Annotated in this window: 17 protein-coding genes; 6 read left to right on the plus strand and 11 right to left on the minus strand. The window is 36.0% G+C overall.

Annotated features, from left to right (window positions below; all coding sequences use genetic code 11):
* Nucleotides 1-13: 13 nt before the first annotated feature.
* Nucleotides 14-904 carry a hypothetical protein gene (locus H7A25_08400; GenBank protein ID MCP5499908.1) on the minus strand — a complete coding sequence of 297 codons (891 nt, stop codon included), beginning with the start codon at nucleotides 902-904 and terminating at the stop codon, nucleotides 14-16.
* A 187-nt stretch (nucleotides 905-1,091) separates the two neighbouring features.
* Nucleotides 1,092-1,943: an inositol monophosphatase gene (locus H7A25_08405; GenBank protein ID MCP5499909.1), complete on the minus strand. Its 852-nt coding sequence runs from the start codon at nucleotides 1,941-1,943 to the stop codon at nucleotides 1,092-1,094.
* 150 nt (nucleotides 1,944-2,093) lie between these two features.
* Here H7A25_08405 and H7A25_08410 point away from each other — a divergent pair, with 150 nt between their 5' ends.
* Nucleotides 2,094-3,038, plus strand: coding sequence for a diguanylate cyclase (locus H7A25_08410; protein ID MCP5499910.1), 945 nt, complete (start codon nucleotides 2,094-2,096; stop codon nucleotides 3,036-3,038).
* A 50-nt stretch (nucleotides 3,039-3,088) separates the two neighbouring features.
* Here H7A25_08410 and H7A25_08415 read toward each other — a convergent pair whose 3' ends face one another.
* The 3 genes from H7A25_08415 to H7A25_08425 form a co-directional block, all read right to left on the minus strand.
* The gene (locus H7A25_08415; GenBank protein MCP5499911.1) at nucleotides 3,089-3,289 is read right to left on the minus strand and encodes a hypothetical protein; all 201 of its coding nucleotides are present in this window, start codon (nucleotides 3,287-3,289) and stop codon (nucleotides 3,089-3,091) included.
* Nucleotides 3,290-3,298: 9 nt separating this feature from the next.
* Complete coding sequence (locus H7A25_08420) at nucleotides 3,299-4,336, minus strand: NADP(H)-dependent aldo-keto reductase (protein ID MCP5499912.1); 1,038 nt, start codon at nucleotides 4,334-4,336, stop codon at nucleotides 3,299-3,301.
* A 62-nt stretch (nucleotides 4,337-4,398) separates the two neighbouring features.
* On the minus strand, nucleotides 4,399-4,794 hold the full coding sequence (locus tag H7A25_08425) for an acyl-CoA thioesterase (protein MCP5499913.1): 396 nt from the start codon (nucleotides 4,792-4,794) through the stop codon (nucleotides 4,399-4,401).
* 131 nt (nucleotides 4,795-4,925) lie between these two features.
* On the opposite strand from H7A25_08425, the gene galT reads away from it, so the two are divergent.
* Nucleotides 4,926-5,936 (plus strand): galactose-1-phosphate uridylyltransferase, encoded by a 1,011-nt coding sequence (galT, locus tag H7A25_08430; protein ID MCP5499914.1) that lies wholly within the window; start codon nucleotides 4,926-4,928, stop codon nucleotides 5,934-5,936.
* On the opposite strand, the gene H7A25_08435 is transcribed toward galT, so the two are convergent.
* From H7A25_08435 to H7A25_08445, 3 genes are read right to left on the minus strand one after another with little or no spacing between them, the layout of a single operon-like run.
* Nucleotides 5,929-6,681, minus strand: coding sequence for a response regulator (locus H7A25_08435; GenBank protein MCP5499915.1), 753 nt, complete (start codon nucleotides 6,679-6,681; stop codon nucleotides 5,929-5,931). The two genes, galT and H7A25_08435, sit on opposite strands and share 8 nt — an antisense overlap.
* Before the next feature lie 49 nt (nucleotides 6,682-6,730).
* Entirely contained in the window at nucleotides 6,731-7,231 is a 501-nt protein-coding gene (locus H7A25_08440) for a hypothetical protein (GenBank protein MCP5499916.1), read from the minus strand.
* Entirely contained in the window at nucleotides 7,228-8,145 is a 918-nt protein-coding gene (locus tag H7A25_08445; GenBank protein MCP5499917.1) for a M23 family metallopeptidase, read from the minus strand. Before H7A25_08445 ends, H7A25_08440 begins: the two co-directional genes overlap by 4 nt.
* Nucleotides 8,146-8,223: 78 nt before the next feature.
* Between H7A25_08445 and H7A25_08450 the strand changes: the two genes are divergently transcribed.
* The 4 genes from H7A25_08450 (at nucleotide 8,224) to H7A25_08465 (ending at nucleotide 12,498) form a co-directional block, all read left to right on the plus strand.
* On the plus strand, nucleotides 8,224-9,114 hold the full coding sequence (locus H7A25_08450; protein MCP5499918.1) for a sigma-70 family RNA polymerase sigma factor: 891 nt from the start codon (nucleotides 8,224-8,226) through the stop codon (nucleotides 9,112-9,114).
* Nucleotides 9,115-9,186: 72 nt separating this feature from the next.
* Nucleotides 9,187-9,951 carry a hypothetical protein gene (locus tag H7A25_08455; protein MCP5499919.1) on the plus strand — a complete coding sequence of 255 codons (765 nt, stop codon included), beginning with the start codon at nucleotides 9,187-9,189 and terminating at the stop codon, nucleotides 9,949-9,951.
* A 13-nt stretch (nucleotides 9,952-9,964) separates the two neighbouring features.
* A complete protein-coding gene (locus H7A25_08460) occupies nucleotides 9,965-11,773 on the plus strand; it encodes a CHAT domain-containing protein (protein MCP5499920.1) in 1,809 nt (602 codons plus the stop codon).
* Nucleotides 11,770-12,498, plus strand: a complete 729-nt coding sequence (locus tag H7A25_08465; protein MCP5499921.1) for a hypothetical protein — start codon at nucleotides 11,770-11,772, stop codon at nucleotides 12,496-12,498. Before H7A25_08460 ends, H7A25_08465 begins: the two co-directional genes overlap by 4 nt.
* Nucleotides 12,499-12,563: 65 nt before the next feature.
* On the opposite strand, the gene H7A25_08470 is transcribed toward H7A25_08465, so the two are convergent.
* From H7A25_08470 to H7A25_08480, 3 genes are all read right to left on the minus strand, one after another.
* On the minus strand, nucleotides 12,564-12,863 hold the full coding sequence (locus tag H7A25_08470; GenBank protein MCP5499922.1) for a hypothetical protein: 300 nt from the start codon (nucleotides 12,861-12,863) through the stop codon (nucleotides 12,564-12,566).
* A 91-nt stretch (nucleotides 12,864-12,954) separates the two neighbouring features.
* Nucleotides 12,955-13,794 (minus strand): hypothetical protein, encoded by an 840-nt coding sequence (locus H7A25_08475; protein ID MCP5499923.1) that lies wholly within the window; start codon nucleotides 13,792-13,794, stop codon nucleotides 12,955-12,957.
* Nucleotides 13,795-13,797: 3 nt separating this feature from the next.
* Entirely contained in the window at nucleotides 13,798-14,802 is a 1,005-nt protein-coding gene (locus tag H7A25_08480; protein ID MCP5499924.1) for an NAD(P)-dependent glycerol-3-phosphate dehydrogenase, read from the minus strand.
* Nucleotides 14,803-14,808: the final 6 nt, after the last annotated feature.

Below are 14,808 nucleotides of genomic sequence, written 5' to 3' on the forward strand. Positions count from 1 at the left end.
TTGCAATTATCCCTTACAGTTGTAAGTTTTTTTTAAAAAATCTTTTCAGATAGACTTCCTGGATTTCAGTCATTTCTGATATGAAATCAAGAGTGAAGCCTGCACGCTTCATTTTTATTGCAGTCCTGAGTTTACTTTTATGTTCTGCTCGCTTTTCGCGAATACTCACAAGATTTTGTGTTTTCTCTATTTGTTTCCTGGCCAGAAGACGTTCCTGTTCTCTGCCTTCCTGTATACTTTTTTCCCTGATTCCAAATTCTTCGGCTAATTCCCAGACTCTTTCTTCTATGGCTGTCATATTCGTTCCCATTTCCTCTAATATAGACTGTATCTCTTCTTTGTAAAGCAGGAAAATATCTTTCAAATCCTCGTTTCTTCCTTCTTTTATTACATCTCGAATTATCTTTTTCCGGTTTTTGCGGTTCATAAATATGGAGAGAAAATCTAACTCTTTTACCGCAGTTTCTTCTAACTCGGAAACGATAATAAGATGCATTTCTATCATATTGGGAATTGTTATTTTATACAGACCCTTCTTAACTGAGATAAATTTAAATTCCTTTATGAATGTTTCAGGTTTGTACATAGATATAAGGCTCAAAGTAATGCCTTTTTTCTTTCTTAAGTATAATGCAGATATATAATATAGCAATTTATATATGTAGCTTCTTCCGAACCTGTCATTCTCCGACTTAAACTCTATAATATTGAATTCTTTAAAATAGTTCATTAAGTCAAGGTGCTTTCCTATAGGTTTATCGCTCTCAATCACGAGAACATCTAGTTTTCTAGGTAAGCGATGAAGTTCGTATTCTGTTTCTACTTTAGCAAATTTTTCAAAAAATGAAGTAGCACGTTTTTTGAAAACCTCATCAAAGGTTCTTCTGAGTTTTCGTTTATTCATGTGACCCTCTATTATAAAGGGTTTGAAAAATGCAGTTTGGACTATTATTTTAAAAAAAATGCAGGTTAGACTGGACTTTTGGGATAATTCCCGGAACTTTTTTTGGTTGCTGAGTGAGAGACCCGTATCCACACTCAGAAAGTGCAATATACCGCAGGTATATCCGTATACTGGTTTATCTTTACTTCTAATTCAAGTGAATGCTTTTATGGCTTTTTTCTAATAGTTCTACCAGACTCTCGTGTATATGTCCGTTACTGGCAATGATCCCGGTGTAAGTATCAGAGAAGGGCTTACCGTGTTCATCGGTTATCATGCCTCCGGCTTCTTCTAAGATTATTGAAACCGCAGCTAAATCTTCTTTCGTTAGATTTTTTTCCCATAGGCCTTCTACTCTTCCTTCTGCCAGCCAGCACATGTCCAAACAGAAGGAACCTGTTCTGCGTAAAGAATGCCCTGATACAATAGTAGCTGATATTTCAGCGATGAGGGACGATACGGTTTTTTTTCTATCCTGAGGATAGGCCGGTATCAGGATAGAGTTGGAAAGAACATTGACTTTGGAGGTATTTATAGGCTCGTCATTTTTTAAGGCTTCCCTATATTTGATAGCTTCGTATAAGTCATCTAATTCCGGAATGAGAACCACACCGGCTGCTCGGGATTCCCGAAAGAGGATTCCAAAGGAAATCGCATAATAAGGAATTCCCCGTAGAAAATTCAAACCTCCATCTATGGGATCCAGAATCCAAGAGAAGTCATTATTTCCTGTTATATTTTTAAGTTCTTCTCCCCGAATTGTATCATTCGGAAATTCAGAATGAATCAGTTCACTTAAATATTTTCCCGCTTCCCTTTCGCTCTGGTCGATGAATACTTTTTCCTCTTTTCCGGAAAGTCTATCCTTTTGACTGTATGTGCCATACAGGGTAGAGTAATAATCATAAATTTCATATTCTTTATCTTTAATGAACTGTACTCTTTCTTCAAGTTCCTCAAAAGGAAAATATACATCGGGTGAAAGTATGTTTGAACTCATTCTGTATACAATAGGTCTGTATATATAAAAATAAGCTACAAAAAAAGAAAAAAAATCAATTTTCTCTATAATTTATTCTGGTAAAGAATCTATATTATTTGGTATTGCATATTTTTTCAAGGTAATCTCTTATAGTATATGGAGAAAGAAATGAAAGAATTAGAAAAAGAAATTCAGGATTTGAAGAAGAAAGTTGAAGAACTGGAAGTTTTGAAACGGGATTTCTTATTTCTTTTAGAAAATACACCGGATTTTATCTATATCAAAGATAGCCAGCATCGCTTTACCAGTACCAGCAGGGCTTTTGCTGAGCTAACGGGTCATAAAGATTGGCGTGAGTTGATAGGTAAAACGGATTTTGATATATTTCCTCCGGAACATGCCGAAGAATACTTTAAATTTGAGAAACCCGTCATTGAAAACGGTCAATCTTTAATCAATCATGAAGAGCCTTATTACGATAAGAATAAAGAATTACGCTGGGTAAGTTCCAGTAAAAGGCCGGTTTTTGGAGAAGATGGACAGGTTATCGGTCTGATTGGAATCAGTAAGGATATAACAGATTTAAAAAATTCTAAACTAGCAATAGAACGTATGGCCAAATATGATTTCTTAACCGGTCTTGCAAATCGATATCTTTTTAATGAATTGGCAAATTCAGCTATGTTGTATGCACATCGTTCCAATAAAAATCTGGCTTTATTTTTTATTGATCTAGATGATTTTAAAGAAGTTAATGATACATACGGGCATGATGTTGGTGATAAATTATTGGTGAGTTTCTCTAAAACCGTAAAGGCATATCTCAGGGAATCGGACATTATTGCAAGACTGGGAGGAGATGAGTTTATCATTCTTTTACACGATGTATCAGGAAAGGTTGCTATTATAGAAGTAGCCAAACGGATCTTGACTTTTGTTTCCAAAAAGATAGAGATTAATGAAACAATTAAAATAGGGGTAAGTTGCAGTATGGGAATTGCCCTTTACCCGGAAGATGCAAACGAGTTAGAAAAACTCATCGCCTGTGCAGATATCGCTATGTATAAGTCCAAGCTAAAGGGAAAGAACCAGTTCACCTTTCATGAAAAATAAAGCTGCATATATACAAGAGTAGTATATATAAGAAGATTCTCTTACAAGTTTTAAGTTATTTGTTTTTCTCTATAGAACTGGCAGATCATAGCCTGGCTTACTTTCCTTCCATAATTTACATTGGATTCTTCTTCATACATACAGGATTCTTCTTTGCAGTATAGACAGCCAAAGCAGCCACCGTTATATTTAGTTCGTAAAAAAACAGAAGCTTCATTTTCCGGGTAGACAGGTTTTCCATCTATTCTCATATTATTTCCTCAGGGTGCCGGGTTAGGGATTTCAAGGTGAATTTTATCTATCTCTTCTAATACATCTTTATTGAGAGATATTTGGATGCTATCTATGTTTTCTTTTAGTTGTTCCATTGTTGTTGCACCAATGATGTTAGAACAAAGAAACGAGCGGGAGTTTACAAAAGCTAAGGCCATTTGGGATGGAAGTAAACCGGCTTTTTCAGCCAGTTCACAATATAAGTCAGTAGCTCGAATGGCTCTTTCATTTTTATAGCGTTGAAAACGTGTCCATAAAGTTAATCTGGAATTTTCCGGTTTTTGACCATTTCTATATTTTCCACTTAATGCACCAAAGGCAAGGGGAGAATATGCAAGTAATCCAACATTTTCTCTGTGACTAATTTCAGCAAGACCTATTTCAAAGCTTCGATTTAATAGATTATAAGGATTTTGTATACTTATCATTCTCGGAAGAGATTTAGTTTCTGAAATTTTTAAAAATTCCATAACTCCCCAGGGTGTTTCGTTGGATAAACCGAAAAAGCGAACCTTTCCCTGTTTCTTTAAATCCTGTAAAACGTGTAGGGTTTCTTCCGGTGAAGTAATTTCTTCATTTTCCTTATACTCATAACCCAACTTTCCAAAGAAGTTTGTGTGTCTATCAGGCCAATGTAATTGATAGAGATCGATATAATCTGTTTTGAGTCTTTTTAAGCTGGCTTCTATTGCCTGTGTGATATTTTCCCTATCCAGCCGGTTTATGCCGCTTCGGATGTAGTCGGTTCTCATAGGCCCGATTACTTTTGTAGCCAGGATGAACTTATCTCTTTCTTTGTGGAGTCTATCCCAGTTTCCTATAATACTTTCTGTGCGTGAATAAGTTTCTTTTTTCGGTGGAACCGGATACATTTCAGCTGTATCTATGAAGTTGATACCCTGTTCGCTGGCATAGTCCAATTGTTCATGGGCTTCTTTTTCTGTATTCTGCTCTCCCCAGGTCATGGTTCCAAGACAAATTTTACTGACTCTGAGTCCGCTTGTTCCGAGTTCTGTATAAATCATAATAAGTTCCTTTGAACAATCTGAGAGACTTTAAACTTTTGTAAAGTATAAGAAAAGAAAAATTATTGCATCTCTGTTTCTAAGATTTTTCTAAAACTTTCAGGAATCACTTTTTTGGTATTTTCTCTGTAATCAAAATAAACCTGCGTAGTTTTCGCCCTGGCATATATTTTGTTTGATTCAGGGTTTACAATTTCAGCATAAAATTCCCAGGAGCTGTGACCGATACGAGAAACGATAGTTCTAACTTCTGCTTTTTCATTGGGACCGAGAGAGTTTTGAATGTCCATTTCTACCCTTACCAGCACAAAGGGAGTATCTTCAAGGCTATCGATAGGAAAATATCGATTACAAAAGTCCATGCGAGCCAATTCAAGATAAGCCGCATAACTGGCATTATTGACTCGCCTCATAGGATCTAAATCATTGAAACGGATCTGTATTGGAGTTATTATCATAGTTCGGTTAAACTAAAAAAGAACCTCTTAAGTCAAGAAAAACTCCTGTATATAGTGCGTGCAAAACAAGGAAAAATTTGTAGTTTACTTCTGTTTATAGTAATAAAAAGTCTAAATAGAAGGAGGAGTGTATGTCAGAGATAAGACAAAACCTCATAACTCGAGATTGGGTGATAATAGCAAAGGAAAGAGCCAAACGTCCTCATGAATTTGCAAAGCAACAGGATGATATAAATACAATTCCTCCTTACAAAGACAACTGCCCTTTTTGTGCCGGAAATGAATCACTCGGAACCAGAGAAATTTTAAGGATCCCGGAAATCGGAAATTGGAAGGTTCGAATCATAGAAAATAAATACCCGGCTCTTTCTCCGGAGGGAGAAAGGAATCGCTGGAATGATGGACTTTATAATAATATAAGCGGAGTAGGAATTCATGAGGTTGTGGTTGATACACCCAAGCACAATGTTCCAACTGCTTTTTTACCGGTGTCTGATATTTACAATATATTATTATCTTATAAATTAAGATATATGCAAATACGGAATGATAGACGCTTAGAAGCTGTCGTAATTTTTAAAAATCATGGAGAAGCTGCCGGGAGTTCTTTAGAGCATCCTCACTCCCAAATTGCAGCCACTCCCGTTGTTCCCTATCAATTTCGAGCCCGGATCCAGGAAGTTATACGTTATTTTGATGATACAGGGAATTGTATATTTTGTAGAACTTTGTTAGATGAGATTGCTACCGCATCCCGAATCATTGCTGAAAATGATAGCTTTTTAGCTTTTATTCCTTATGCGGCTCTATCTCCTTTTCATACCTGGATATTTCCGCGTTATCATGCTTCCTCTTATGATATGATAAGCGAATCCGAATTGAAAGATCTATCGGCAATTTTGAAAGAAGTATTGTTACGTCTTTATTATGGACTGGGGAATCCTGATTATAATTATACCATTCGTTCAGCCCCACTTGCTGACATGAATACGAGATATTACCATTGGTATTTATCCATTATTCCACGTGTAACCAAGCAAGCCGGTTTTGAGTTAGGAAGTGGTATGTTTATTAACTCTTCAATCCCGGAGGAAAGTGCAAGCTATTTAAGAGAGGTAACAATTCCGAAGGAATTTATCTGAGAGGAACCGGGGTTTGAAATTTACAACGTGATAAATGGGGAAGTTTTTGGAGTTCTTTTTTTTCCACATTTTGAAAATATAAACCTTTGAAGAACAGTTCAGCAGGAAGAAGGCGCGTACTTTTTAAGATGCGAGCCACTATTTCGTCGAGCATGATGAGACTATCCGGATAATATAAAAGTCCTTCATCCACATCAAAGTCGATGTAGGAGATCTCTCTATTTTTCGCAAAAAAAGAAAGAGTTTCTTTTAATACATCACCCACATCTAATTTGCGAAGCGGACAACCTTTCAGATTGACTTCTAATTCTATATTGGATACCTGTTTTACAGAGCATTGAAAAGGATTTTGTTGCTTACTGAATAGTTCGTCTTCCTGTATACTTAGGGTCTGTAAGATTTTTCGCTTTAGCCTTTCGGGGATAAGAGGTTTTAAAAGAAAAGCCTGTACTTTATATTGCATGGCCCTTTCTACGTTTTCTTTTCTTTCGGAGGCTGTTATCATCATTACAGGTATGGTCGGTTCCTGCTCCCGAATCCTCTGGATAACATCAAAACCATCCAGGCCCGGAAGACGAATATCGACAATTAACAAATCATAGGTTTTGGGGTTGAAAAGCCGAAAGGCAGCATTGGCATCGAGTGCAAAGTCAATCGAGAAGTTATATTTCTCCATTGTGTGAGAAAGTATTTTGCCATTGATTTCTTCATCTTCTACCAGTAAAATTTTGTAAATCCTGCGCATAACAGACCTTTTATTTTACATAAAATTATCCTTTTTACTGGATGGTCAACTATTTCTTTATATTTTTGTATTTATATTGTATTGTGGATGGAGCAAAACCAAATTCTTTCGGTAATTGAATTTCCGGAAAATGAGTTTTTATTGCGATTTGAATAATTGCCATGTGATGGATACTGTGTTCTAATACATAAACCAATTCTCTTGAAAAATTTGTTTTTATAAATAAATCTTTGTCCCGCTTAACAACAAGTTTCAATTCAATATTCTGGTTTAAATCCTGTTTTTGAATTAGGGAAAAAATTTGAAACAATAATTCTAAGGCTCTCTCGGGCTCGGATTCAATACCAGTATCCCTCTTTCTTTTATCATAGCAAATTTCTCCTGTTTGTAGACCTTTAAGTAAATTTTCTATAAAATTCAGGATATGCCTTGTGTGTTCTCCGATGGAAGCATTCAGAATAAGAGGAAGATTTTTAGAATAGTCATCTCGGTTTATTTGTTTTAAAAAAAATTCTAAATGTTTACCTATTCTTTGTATTTCGGTATTCATCGATTGATTCGATTTACGTGAAAACGGAACTCTTTACGGGTGGTTTGCTCGAAATAATCCCAGGCTTCTACGGTCACTGTATTATATCCTGCCGGAAGATCCGGAGAACCGAGATAATAATTACCTCTGAAAAAAAGCTCATCAAAACTTATGCCCGAATCGTTAACCCAACGACCTTTAAATAGGCTTATATAATTAAATGTGCTTTGTTTTACAGGTTTCCCGTTTAGTGAAAACTTAATTCCATGCAGACCTCTTTTCTGGCCGGATTTTTCTCCTCTATCCATAGCTATAATGGAAATCGGATATCCCTGCGAGAGGTTAATGTTGTCCCCATCATTAATGTAAGTATAGTTTTCTCCTATGGTTAAAATCAGGGCACCTAAAATAGGGCGGTGAGAGTCGATAACCGGCGGAAGAACATCAAGGGGGTTAATGATTTTTTTTCCGTAATGAGAAGCAATTACAAAGTGAAGATGTGCCCCGCTTGAGTGTCCTGTGTTCCCTGTTACACCCAGTTTTTCTCCCTTTTTTAAATCCAAATTCTCAAAAACATTTTTTCTGGATTTCGCTTTCATGTGATAATAGGCAGACAAATACCCGCGACCGTGGCTGAGCCAGACAACATTGCCGGGACCGAGGGTTTCCTCGAAGGGAGAATCGGATTTATACCTTGAGTATAAAATTTTACCATCTTCCATGGCCAGCACAGGCTCATTAATAGAGGAAATATCAAGTCCATTATGAAAATGATCCCCTCTGGACTCGCCAAAAAGAGAGGAAAGTTTATCTGAAATATTTGTAGTTTTAACAGGCCAGATGAAGGATCTCTGGTGTGTATCTGAGAAAATAGGTTGAATTAAAAAGGAAAAAAGAATAGCCTGTAGATATAGCCATCTGCAAATTATTTTCATAGTAAGTTCATTTATTTATTGCATGAATTGAAGTCTAACCTTAAATTATATAATTATTACGAAATTTATATTCAGGGCATGAATCTAGCAAAAGAAAAAACAATCGATCTTGTTAAAGCCTGCGCAAAAGGGGAAGAAGACGCTTTGAGGGATTTCTTTGAAATCTATTCACAGGATATTTATAATTTTCCCCTGAAAGTGTTCCACATGACTGAAGATGATGCTTCGGATTTTTTCCTGTATGCCTTTGAGCGTTTGAAATCCGGAAAAAGGTTCCATTCTTTTCAGGGGAAATCAAGCTTTCGAACCTGGTTTTATACAGTATTAAGGAACATGCTTATCGACTGGAAACGAACTAAAAAAGAACTTCGTATGGTCGATAGTGTGAAGTTTAACTCCAGTGGAATGGAATACTCTACCATAGAGAATGAACCGGATGAATTGAGCAATCTGAAGGAATCGGCCCGTGCTTTTACAGAGAAGTTTTATTATGCTCTTTCTGATATAAAACTTGAAAGTCGTGTCACATTTAAGCTTGCCTATATTTATTATTTAAACCTGAATGATGATGAAATCCAGTTTATTCTGGATAAAACGGGAATGGAAGTTGAAGAACTGAAAGAAAAAATTTTAGAAATTCGTTCGGACCTAAGTGACAAAGAGGAAGAGAGAATTAAATCTGAGGATAAAATTACCTCTTTATACATGAACATCCTCGATTTAAAAGAGGCTCACAAAAAGGAAAAAGTTTATCATTTTCAGGATAACCTTCCGGTTGAAGATAAGATAGAATTGTCATTAAAGAAAAAATATGAGCAGAGAAGAAAGCTGCTTGAAAAGCGGGATAAAGGTCATTTTTTAACCAGGACTCCGTATAAAATTATTTCGAATCTCTTGCAAATTCCCGAAGGTAGCGTAAGTATTGCCTTGCAACGGGTGATTGAGAAGGTGAAAAAAAAATTAAGTTAGATTCCCTTTTTTTCTAAAAGAAGGAATTTTTTAGCATTATTGGGTCGTCGATTAATACAAAAAGAGGATGCCATGGAAAAGCCAGATAATAAAACACCCGGAAAACACATGGAAGATAGAGCCCTGGAAATTATCAGTTTAGAAAACCATGTACTATCTGAAGATATGGAAGAAGATATGGAAGAAGATATTATGAAACATTATTTTCAGGCAGAAGAAGCTATTCATTTTATTTTGAGAAGAGAAAATGAATTTAATCTAGAAAATTATAATCCAAACAGTATTTATTCATCTTTCCGAGAAGAGCTGGATTTACAAAAAGCTGAAAAAGCACTTTCAGACAAAAGCCAATTACGTTCGGTTCCTCAAAATTTATTAAATTTTGTGAGTATGCAGTTAAAAGAAAAAGAAGAAAAAAAAGAATCCCTCGTTGTGAAGCTCCACAAATTCGGTATGAAATTACTGGAGTCAAATTTCTTTCATTCTGAAGTTTCTTTTGCTTATGAACTTGCACCGGCAGTTCGTTCTAACAGTAGTACAATGGAAAGAGGTAGTTCTTTAAAAATTTCTGAGAAATTGGAAAAAGAAAGTGCCCTGACATACCAGTTGTTTAAAGAGAATTCAGAAGAAGCTTATCTTTGTATTCAATTTCATTCAGATAAGAAGCCGGTTTATGATCATGTAAGTTTAAAAAAGAACCAGCGCTTAATTCTTTCCAAATCTTTTAATGAAGATGGGGTTCTTACCTTTCCGGGTTTAAAAGAAGGTTTGTACAACATTGAATTTATAGGAAACGGAAACACAAAATCATTTGACCTGAGAATTATAGTAGAATAAAGTCTATCTTACTATGATAGACTTGCTCATAGATAGGGTAGGAAATGTAAACGTATTCAATATACTTTTCGATGGGGAGACCTATGCAGAATCCCATCTTCAGTCCGTAATGGATGAAGATCTGATATTCGAATATATCAAGGAAATAGAAAATTTATCCAAGGTCTCACAGGCCCTTCACTCTAATATAGGCGATACAACTCGCTTTCGACCTGATATCCTGAAAGAATTAAAAATTCTCGGAGAAACATTTTTTTTGCAATTTTTTCCTGCCCAGGTAGCTGAAAAGCTACGAATGACCAATCAGAAATACCTCCACTTCAATATTGATCAGGGTTTGAGTGATATTCCCTGGGAATTATTGCATAATGGAGAATGTTTTCTTTCAGATAAGTTTTATATAGGAAAGACTGTAAAAGGGGCTTACAGAAGTAATTCTCCTATAGAGAAAGATAAGTTGCGTATGCTTATTATTATCGATCCAACTGAGGATCTGGAATGGGCAGAAAAAGAAGGTGAAGAACTCTTTAAAACATTAAAATCCAAAATTTCTCCTTCTAAGCTGGATATTTCCTTCATTGGAGGAAAACAGATTACCAAACTTAAGCTTTTATCCCTTATAAAAGATAAGCATATTATTCACTATTCCGGTCACCTGTATTTTTCTGATGAACCTCTGGAAAACGGTTGGCTTTTATCGAATGGAAAGGTTTTAAAGGCCCGTGAAATAAAGAACTGTGGTTTTTCTACTGACCTGGTTTTTAGTAATTCCTGTGATTCCAGTAAGAATGTGCGTTATAATAATAGTCACGGAATTATGAATTATTTCGCCGGTTCTTTTCTTATGTCCGGAATCAAATGTTTTATAGGGACTAATTGGGAAATCATAGATAATCAAAAAACACTGGATTTTACCATTCGTTTTTATCTTTCCCTACTTAACGATAGAAGTATCGGGGAATCACTATTTACAGCAAAGGAATATGCCAGACGGAATTATGAATCCTGGGATTTAACCTGGGCCAATTATTCTCTTCACGGTCCTCCAAGTTATATTATCATTAATAAACCGGAAAAGAATATTCAAAAAATTATAAATCCAAATTCTATTATTAATTTTTATCCCACACCGGTAGCCCGTTCTTATAAAGAATTTTTAGATCTGGAGATGGAAGAAAGCGGCCATCAAAAAGCGATGGAGGCTGTCATTAATTGTTTTGAAGACTACTCAAGGTTAATCGGGATTATTGTCTTTAGCAATCATCGCTTTCAATCTCTGGGGAACAATAACCCTTTTGAATTCAAACTTAAAACCTGGTGGGAGCAAATATATCAGTGCATCTGGGATTTCAAGAAATTAGAAATTTCCATGTTCATGGACTCTTTTATGAAAATCTTATATTCGAATCGGGATGTGATTAATAAGATGGTCGATTGGATTAATAAATATCGTATTGGAGGAATTCGGGAAGAAGATATAGAAGGGTATATGATTACCTATCAATACTATTTTGAAAACCTCTTGATCGAGTCTGATGAATTTGAAGCTAACAAAATTGTTCTTCTTTCGAGAGATTCCAATAGTCACTTGTTTTTCAGTGGGATTTGGCCGGATTATTCTACGGTTCATCAACCCGGTGATACTTATCTCGAGGAGCAGGTGGAAAAATATCGCGGTCGAATAGTACTGTATAGCAAGGAAAAAAAAGCTTTACTACCTTTAAGTGGAATTAAGGTGACTTCTATAGATAAATCAAAAGAACTTCGTTTTGATGTTCAAAATGCCTTACCGGATCTAACTGAAAGTAAAGAAGCTGTATGAGTCTTTGCCAGCCTTCCGGTGATGAAAATAAGTTTTCCTGCGGGGCTTGTTGCGGGTTTTTCAATCTTCTCTTGAATAGAATCCAACAGGAAGAGCTTTTAAAGGAAAGATACAAAAGCTTCAAAAATCTGGTGGACTTTTCTGTTCGGCACTCGGTAGTGCAGTATAGACAGGAAAGGCAGAAACTGGAAGCGGAATTACCAAAGCAGGATCCTACTACTTATAATTGTCCTTACTTATCTTATATAGATGAGGAAAAAAAACGTATTGGATGTATGATTCATCCTTTTGCGAGTAAAGATCCTCTCAGTCAGAATTTCTCTTTTTATGGAGCTTCGATTTGTCAGGCTTATAGGTGTAAGAATTATGAAAGAGAAGAATACGAAGCCTGGAAGAAAATGTTTTGTGAGATCGCAGAAAATTCGGTTGAGTATTCATTATTGGCTTCAGACCATATTAGCATTGAACTTTTGATGAAGATTCTGTTTACAAACTCAAAAAGTTTTGATGAAAACTTTGAGCAGAAAAAAGAATTTATCAAGGAACTTCTACGATATAAAATGAACTCTTCTAATTTACAAAACCTGAGTTCTTTTGAGGTTTATTATGAAGACACATTAGGAAACCCTGTTGAAACTTTGATAAAACGATTCGAAATAAAAGAAGAGGACACTATTAAAAAATTATACGCTTATTACAATTATAAGGAAAGCTTAAAAGATTAAAAAGAAAGATACGCAAAGAGCTTCTTTTCGATCCACTCTTTGCGTTATGTAAATAAGGCGGATAATTAAGCTTCTTTGCTTTCCCCTTCAGCAGCCTTACCTTCTGCCGGAAGAAGTTGCTTTATTTTGGACATAGCATCCTCAAACTTAACTTTCATGTCGGAGGAAACTTTCTCAAATTCTTGAATCGTTTCTTCTGCATATTTACGGACGTTCATGGCTGTTTCACTGGTGTCTTGAGAACCTTTATCTGCAAGGCCTTTAAACTCAGTTTCAATTTTTTCTTTTAAATTGTCGATTTCTGTTTTGAAAGTGGTTGCCGCACCAATAAAAAAGTTTAACGCATCTTTTACTTCTTTTTCCATATTGAAAAACCCCTAATTTCTTAGTTTATGTAAATCTTTTTTTAGCACCCTTATTTGTCAACTCAAATTAGATTTATAAGCTATTTTGGGTTTAAAAAGAAATATCGTTTTTTAAAGCATTGAGTAGTTGCTTTAAAATATGGCTGCTTTCTTGTTTTACCTTTGATTTTTGGTTTATGAAGTGATTTAGGATTTCGTGCAGACCATTTTCTTCCCGAACAAATCGGTTTTCAATGTTTTCTTTCAGGATAAGACAGGATGTCTGACTGAGTTTTAAAGATTTTTCTATTAATGCAATTTTTTCCATTAGTTCGGATGGTAGTTTACTTCTGAAGCCCTTCTTTTGAGGTTTTATTAAAACTTTATAATTTTCGATAAATTGAATATTTGAGGAAATGAGTTTTTGAACAAAATCTGCTTCCATTTTTTCCTGCTTGAGATAATCAGAAACTATTTTTAAAAGGCTGAGTTGATGCGGAGAAAACCAGTTTCGACTTGCTTCCATAAAACCGCTTCCTTCCATGTCAATAAGTCCAAATACACCTTCTACCCGGGAATATACAGGGGTATCGAATGTGAAGAGGGAAGCTTCAGAGAATGTGTGAGAATAAAGAATATCCGGAAAATATTCTTTTTTATTTCCGAAATCTTGAACCCGGTTAATAAGGTAAGCTGTGGAGATGGAATACTTCTCTGAAGTTGCTCCGCATATCCCAAAATTTAAGCAAAAATCATTTTCAGAAGGAGGGGACTGAGTAAAAATGTGACTCATTGCAAGAGCCATTTTTAGCTTCCCCGGACCTGAAACAATTAGGGAAATGTCTTCTCCCTCATACAGAGAACATAAACGAATAGCTGTGTTCTTTTTTAATTTATAGGCATCGATAAGAGGCCTTGCCTCAGCAGGCAAAGCCATAGTAATAAATAGCATAAATTAATGGATAACACCTTCACGTTTCAAATCTCTGCTCATAAGGTTACTAACTGCTTTTACAGCAGGTTTATCTTCATACAAGGTTTTATAAACTTCTTCCATAATCGGTAATTCAATTTCGAGTTTTAGAGCGAGATCGTGCACACTCCTGGAGGTTTTTACACCTTCTGCCACTTCATTCATTCCATCTAATACTTCGCTTAACTTCATCCCCTGACCGAGTTTGTAACCCACCGTTCTATTGCGGGATGCAGCTCCCGTACAGGTCAATACCAAATCACCCATCCCGGCAAGACCTAAGAAGGTCAAAGGATCTGCACCCAATTTCACACCTACACGGGTAATTTCGGTTAGACCGCGGGTTATGATAGCGGAACGTGTATTTTGCCCAAATCCCAAACCGTCGGCTGCTCCGGCAGCAATGGCAATCACATTTTTCAAGGCACCACTGACCTCAACTCCAGTTACATCATGGGTCCAATAGGAACGAAAATAAGAATGGCTGAATACTTCTTGAACCTTTTTGGCAATAGACTCTTCTTTAGAGGCAATGCTAACAACAGTAGGTAATTTTTGTAAAATTTCAATAGCAAAACTTGGTCCTGAAAGATAAGATAGGTATTTATGCAGTCGTTTCGGAAGCTCCTCTTCGAATATTTCCGAAACAAGGCGCAGGGAGCCATTCTCAATCCCTTTAGAAGCTGACACAATAGGTGCATCGGGAAGTTTATCCCGGATGTCTTTTAAAACAGAAGAAAGAGCCTGGGAAGGGCAAGCACTGATAATCAGGTCTTTTCCGGTAATTACTTTTTCCAGATCTATGCAAGCACTTAAGGTTTTAGGAAGTTTTATCTCCGGAAAATGTTTAATATTTTTATTTTCTACATTGATGATAGTTGCCTGTTCCCGGCTTCGTGCCCAGAGTTCAACTTCATATCCTTTATCTGCTAAAATAGCTCCGAGAGCAGTTCCAAAACTTCCGGCTCCGATTACTCCAACTTTCATAGTCTC

The organism is Leptospiraceae bacterium (assembly GCA_024233835.1).
Classification (GTDB): domain Bacteria; phylum Spirochaetota; class Leptospiria; order Leptospirales; family Leptospiraceae; genus JACKPC01.

Excerpts from the sequence above, each read along its gene's own strand:
- H7A25_08480 (MCP5499924.1), bottom strand. The coding sequence starts at position 14,802 with ATGAAAGTTGGAGTAATCGGAGCCGGAAGTTTTGGAACTGCTCTCGGA.
- H7A25_08420 (MCP5499912.1), bottom strand. The coding sequence starts at position 4,336 with ATGATTTATACAGAACTCGGAACAAGCGGACTCAGAGTCAGTAAAATT.
- H7A25_08415 (MCP5499911.1), bottom strand. The coding sequence starts at position 3,289 with ATGAGAATAGATGGAAAACCTGTCTACCCGGAAAATGAAGCTTCTGTT.
- H7A25_08460 (MCP5499920.1), top strand. The coding sequence starts at position 9,965 with ATGATAGACTTGCTCATAGATAGGGTAGGAAATGTAAACGTATTCAAT.
- H7A25_08455 (MCP5499919.1), top strand. The coding sequence starts at position 9,187 with ATGGAAAAGCCAGATAATAAAACACCCGGAAAACACATGGAAGATAGA.
- H7A25_08400 (MCP5499908.1), bottom strand. The coding sequence starts at position 904 with ATGAATAAACGAAAACTCAGAAGAACCTTTGATGAGGTTTTCAAAAAA.
- H7A25_08425 (MCP5499913.1), bottom strand. The coding sequence starts at position 4,794 with ATGATAATAACTCCAATACAGATCCGTTTCAATGATTTAGATCCTATG.
- H7A25_08435 (MCP5499915.1), bottom strand. The coding sequence starts at position 6,681 with ATGCGCAGGATTTACAAAATTTTACTGGTAGAAGATGAAGAAATCAAT.
- H7A25_08440 (MCP5499916.1), bottom strand. The coding sequence starts at position 7,231 with ATGAATACCGAAATACAAAGAATAGGTAAACATTTAGAATTTTTTTTA.
- H7A25_08445 (MCP5499917.1), bottom strand. The coding sequence starts at position 8,145 with ATGAAAATAATTTGCAGATGGCTATATCTACAGGCTATTCTTTTTTCC.
- galT (MCP5499914.1), top strand. The coding sequence starts at position 4,926 with ATGTCAGAGATAAGACAAAACCTCATAACTCGAGATTGGGTGATAATA.
- H7A25_08410 (MCP5499910.1), top strand. The coding sequence starts at position 2,094 with ATGAAAGAATTAGAAAAAGAAATTCAGGATTTGAAGAAGAAAGTTGAA.
- H7A25_08450 (MCP5499918.1), top strand. The coding sequence starts at position 8,224 with ATGAATCTAGCAAAAGAAAAAACAATCGATCTTGTTAAAGCCTGCGCA.
- H7A25_08465 (MCP5499921.1), top strand. The coding sequence starts at position 11,770 with ATGAGTCTTTGCCAGCCTTCCGGTGATGAAAATAAGTTTTCCTGCGGG.
- H7A25_08470 (MCP5499922.1), bottom strand. The coding sequence starts at position 12,863 with ATGGAAAAAGAAGTAAAAGATGCGTTAAACTTTTTTATTGGTGCGGCA.
- H7A25_08475 (MCP5499923.1), bottom strand. The coding sequence starts at position 13,794 with ATGCTATTTATTACTATGGCTTTGCCTGCTGAGGCAAGGCCTCTTATC.
- H7A25_08405 (MCP5499909.1), bottom strand. The coding sequence starts at position 1,943 with ATGAGTTCAAACATACTTTCACCCGATGTATATTTTCCTTTTGAGGAA.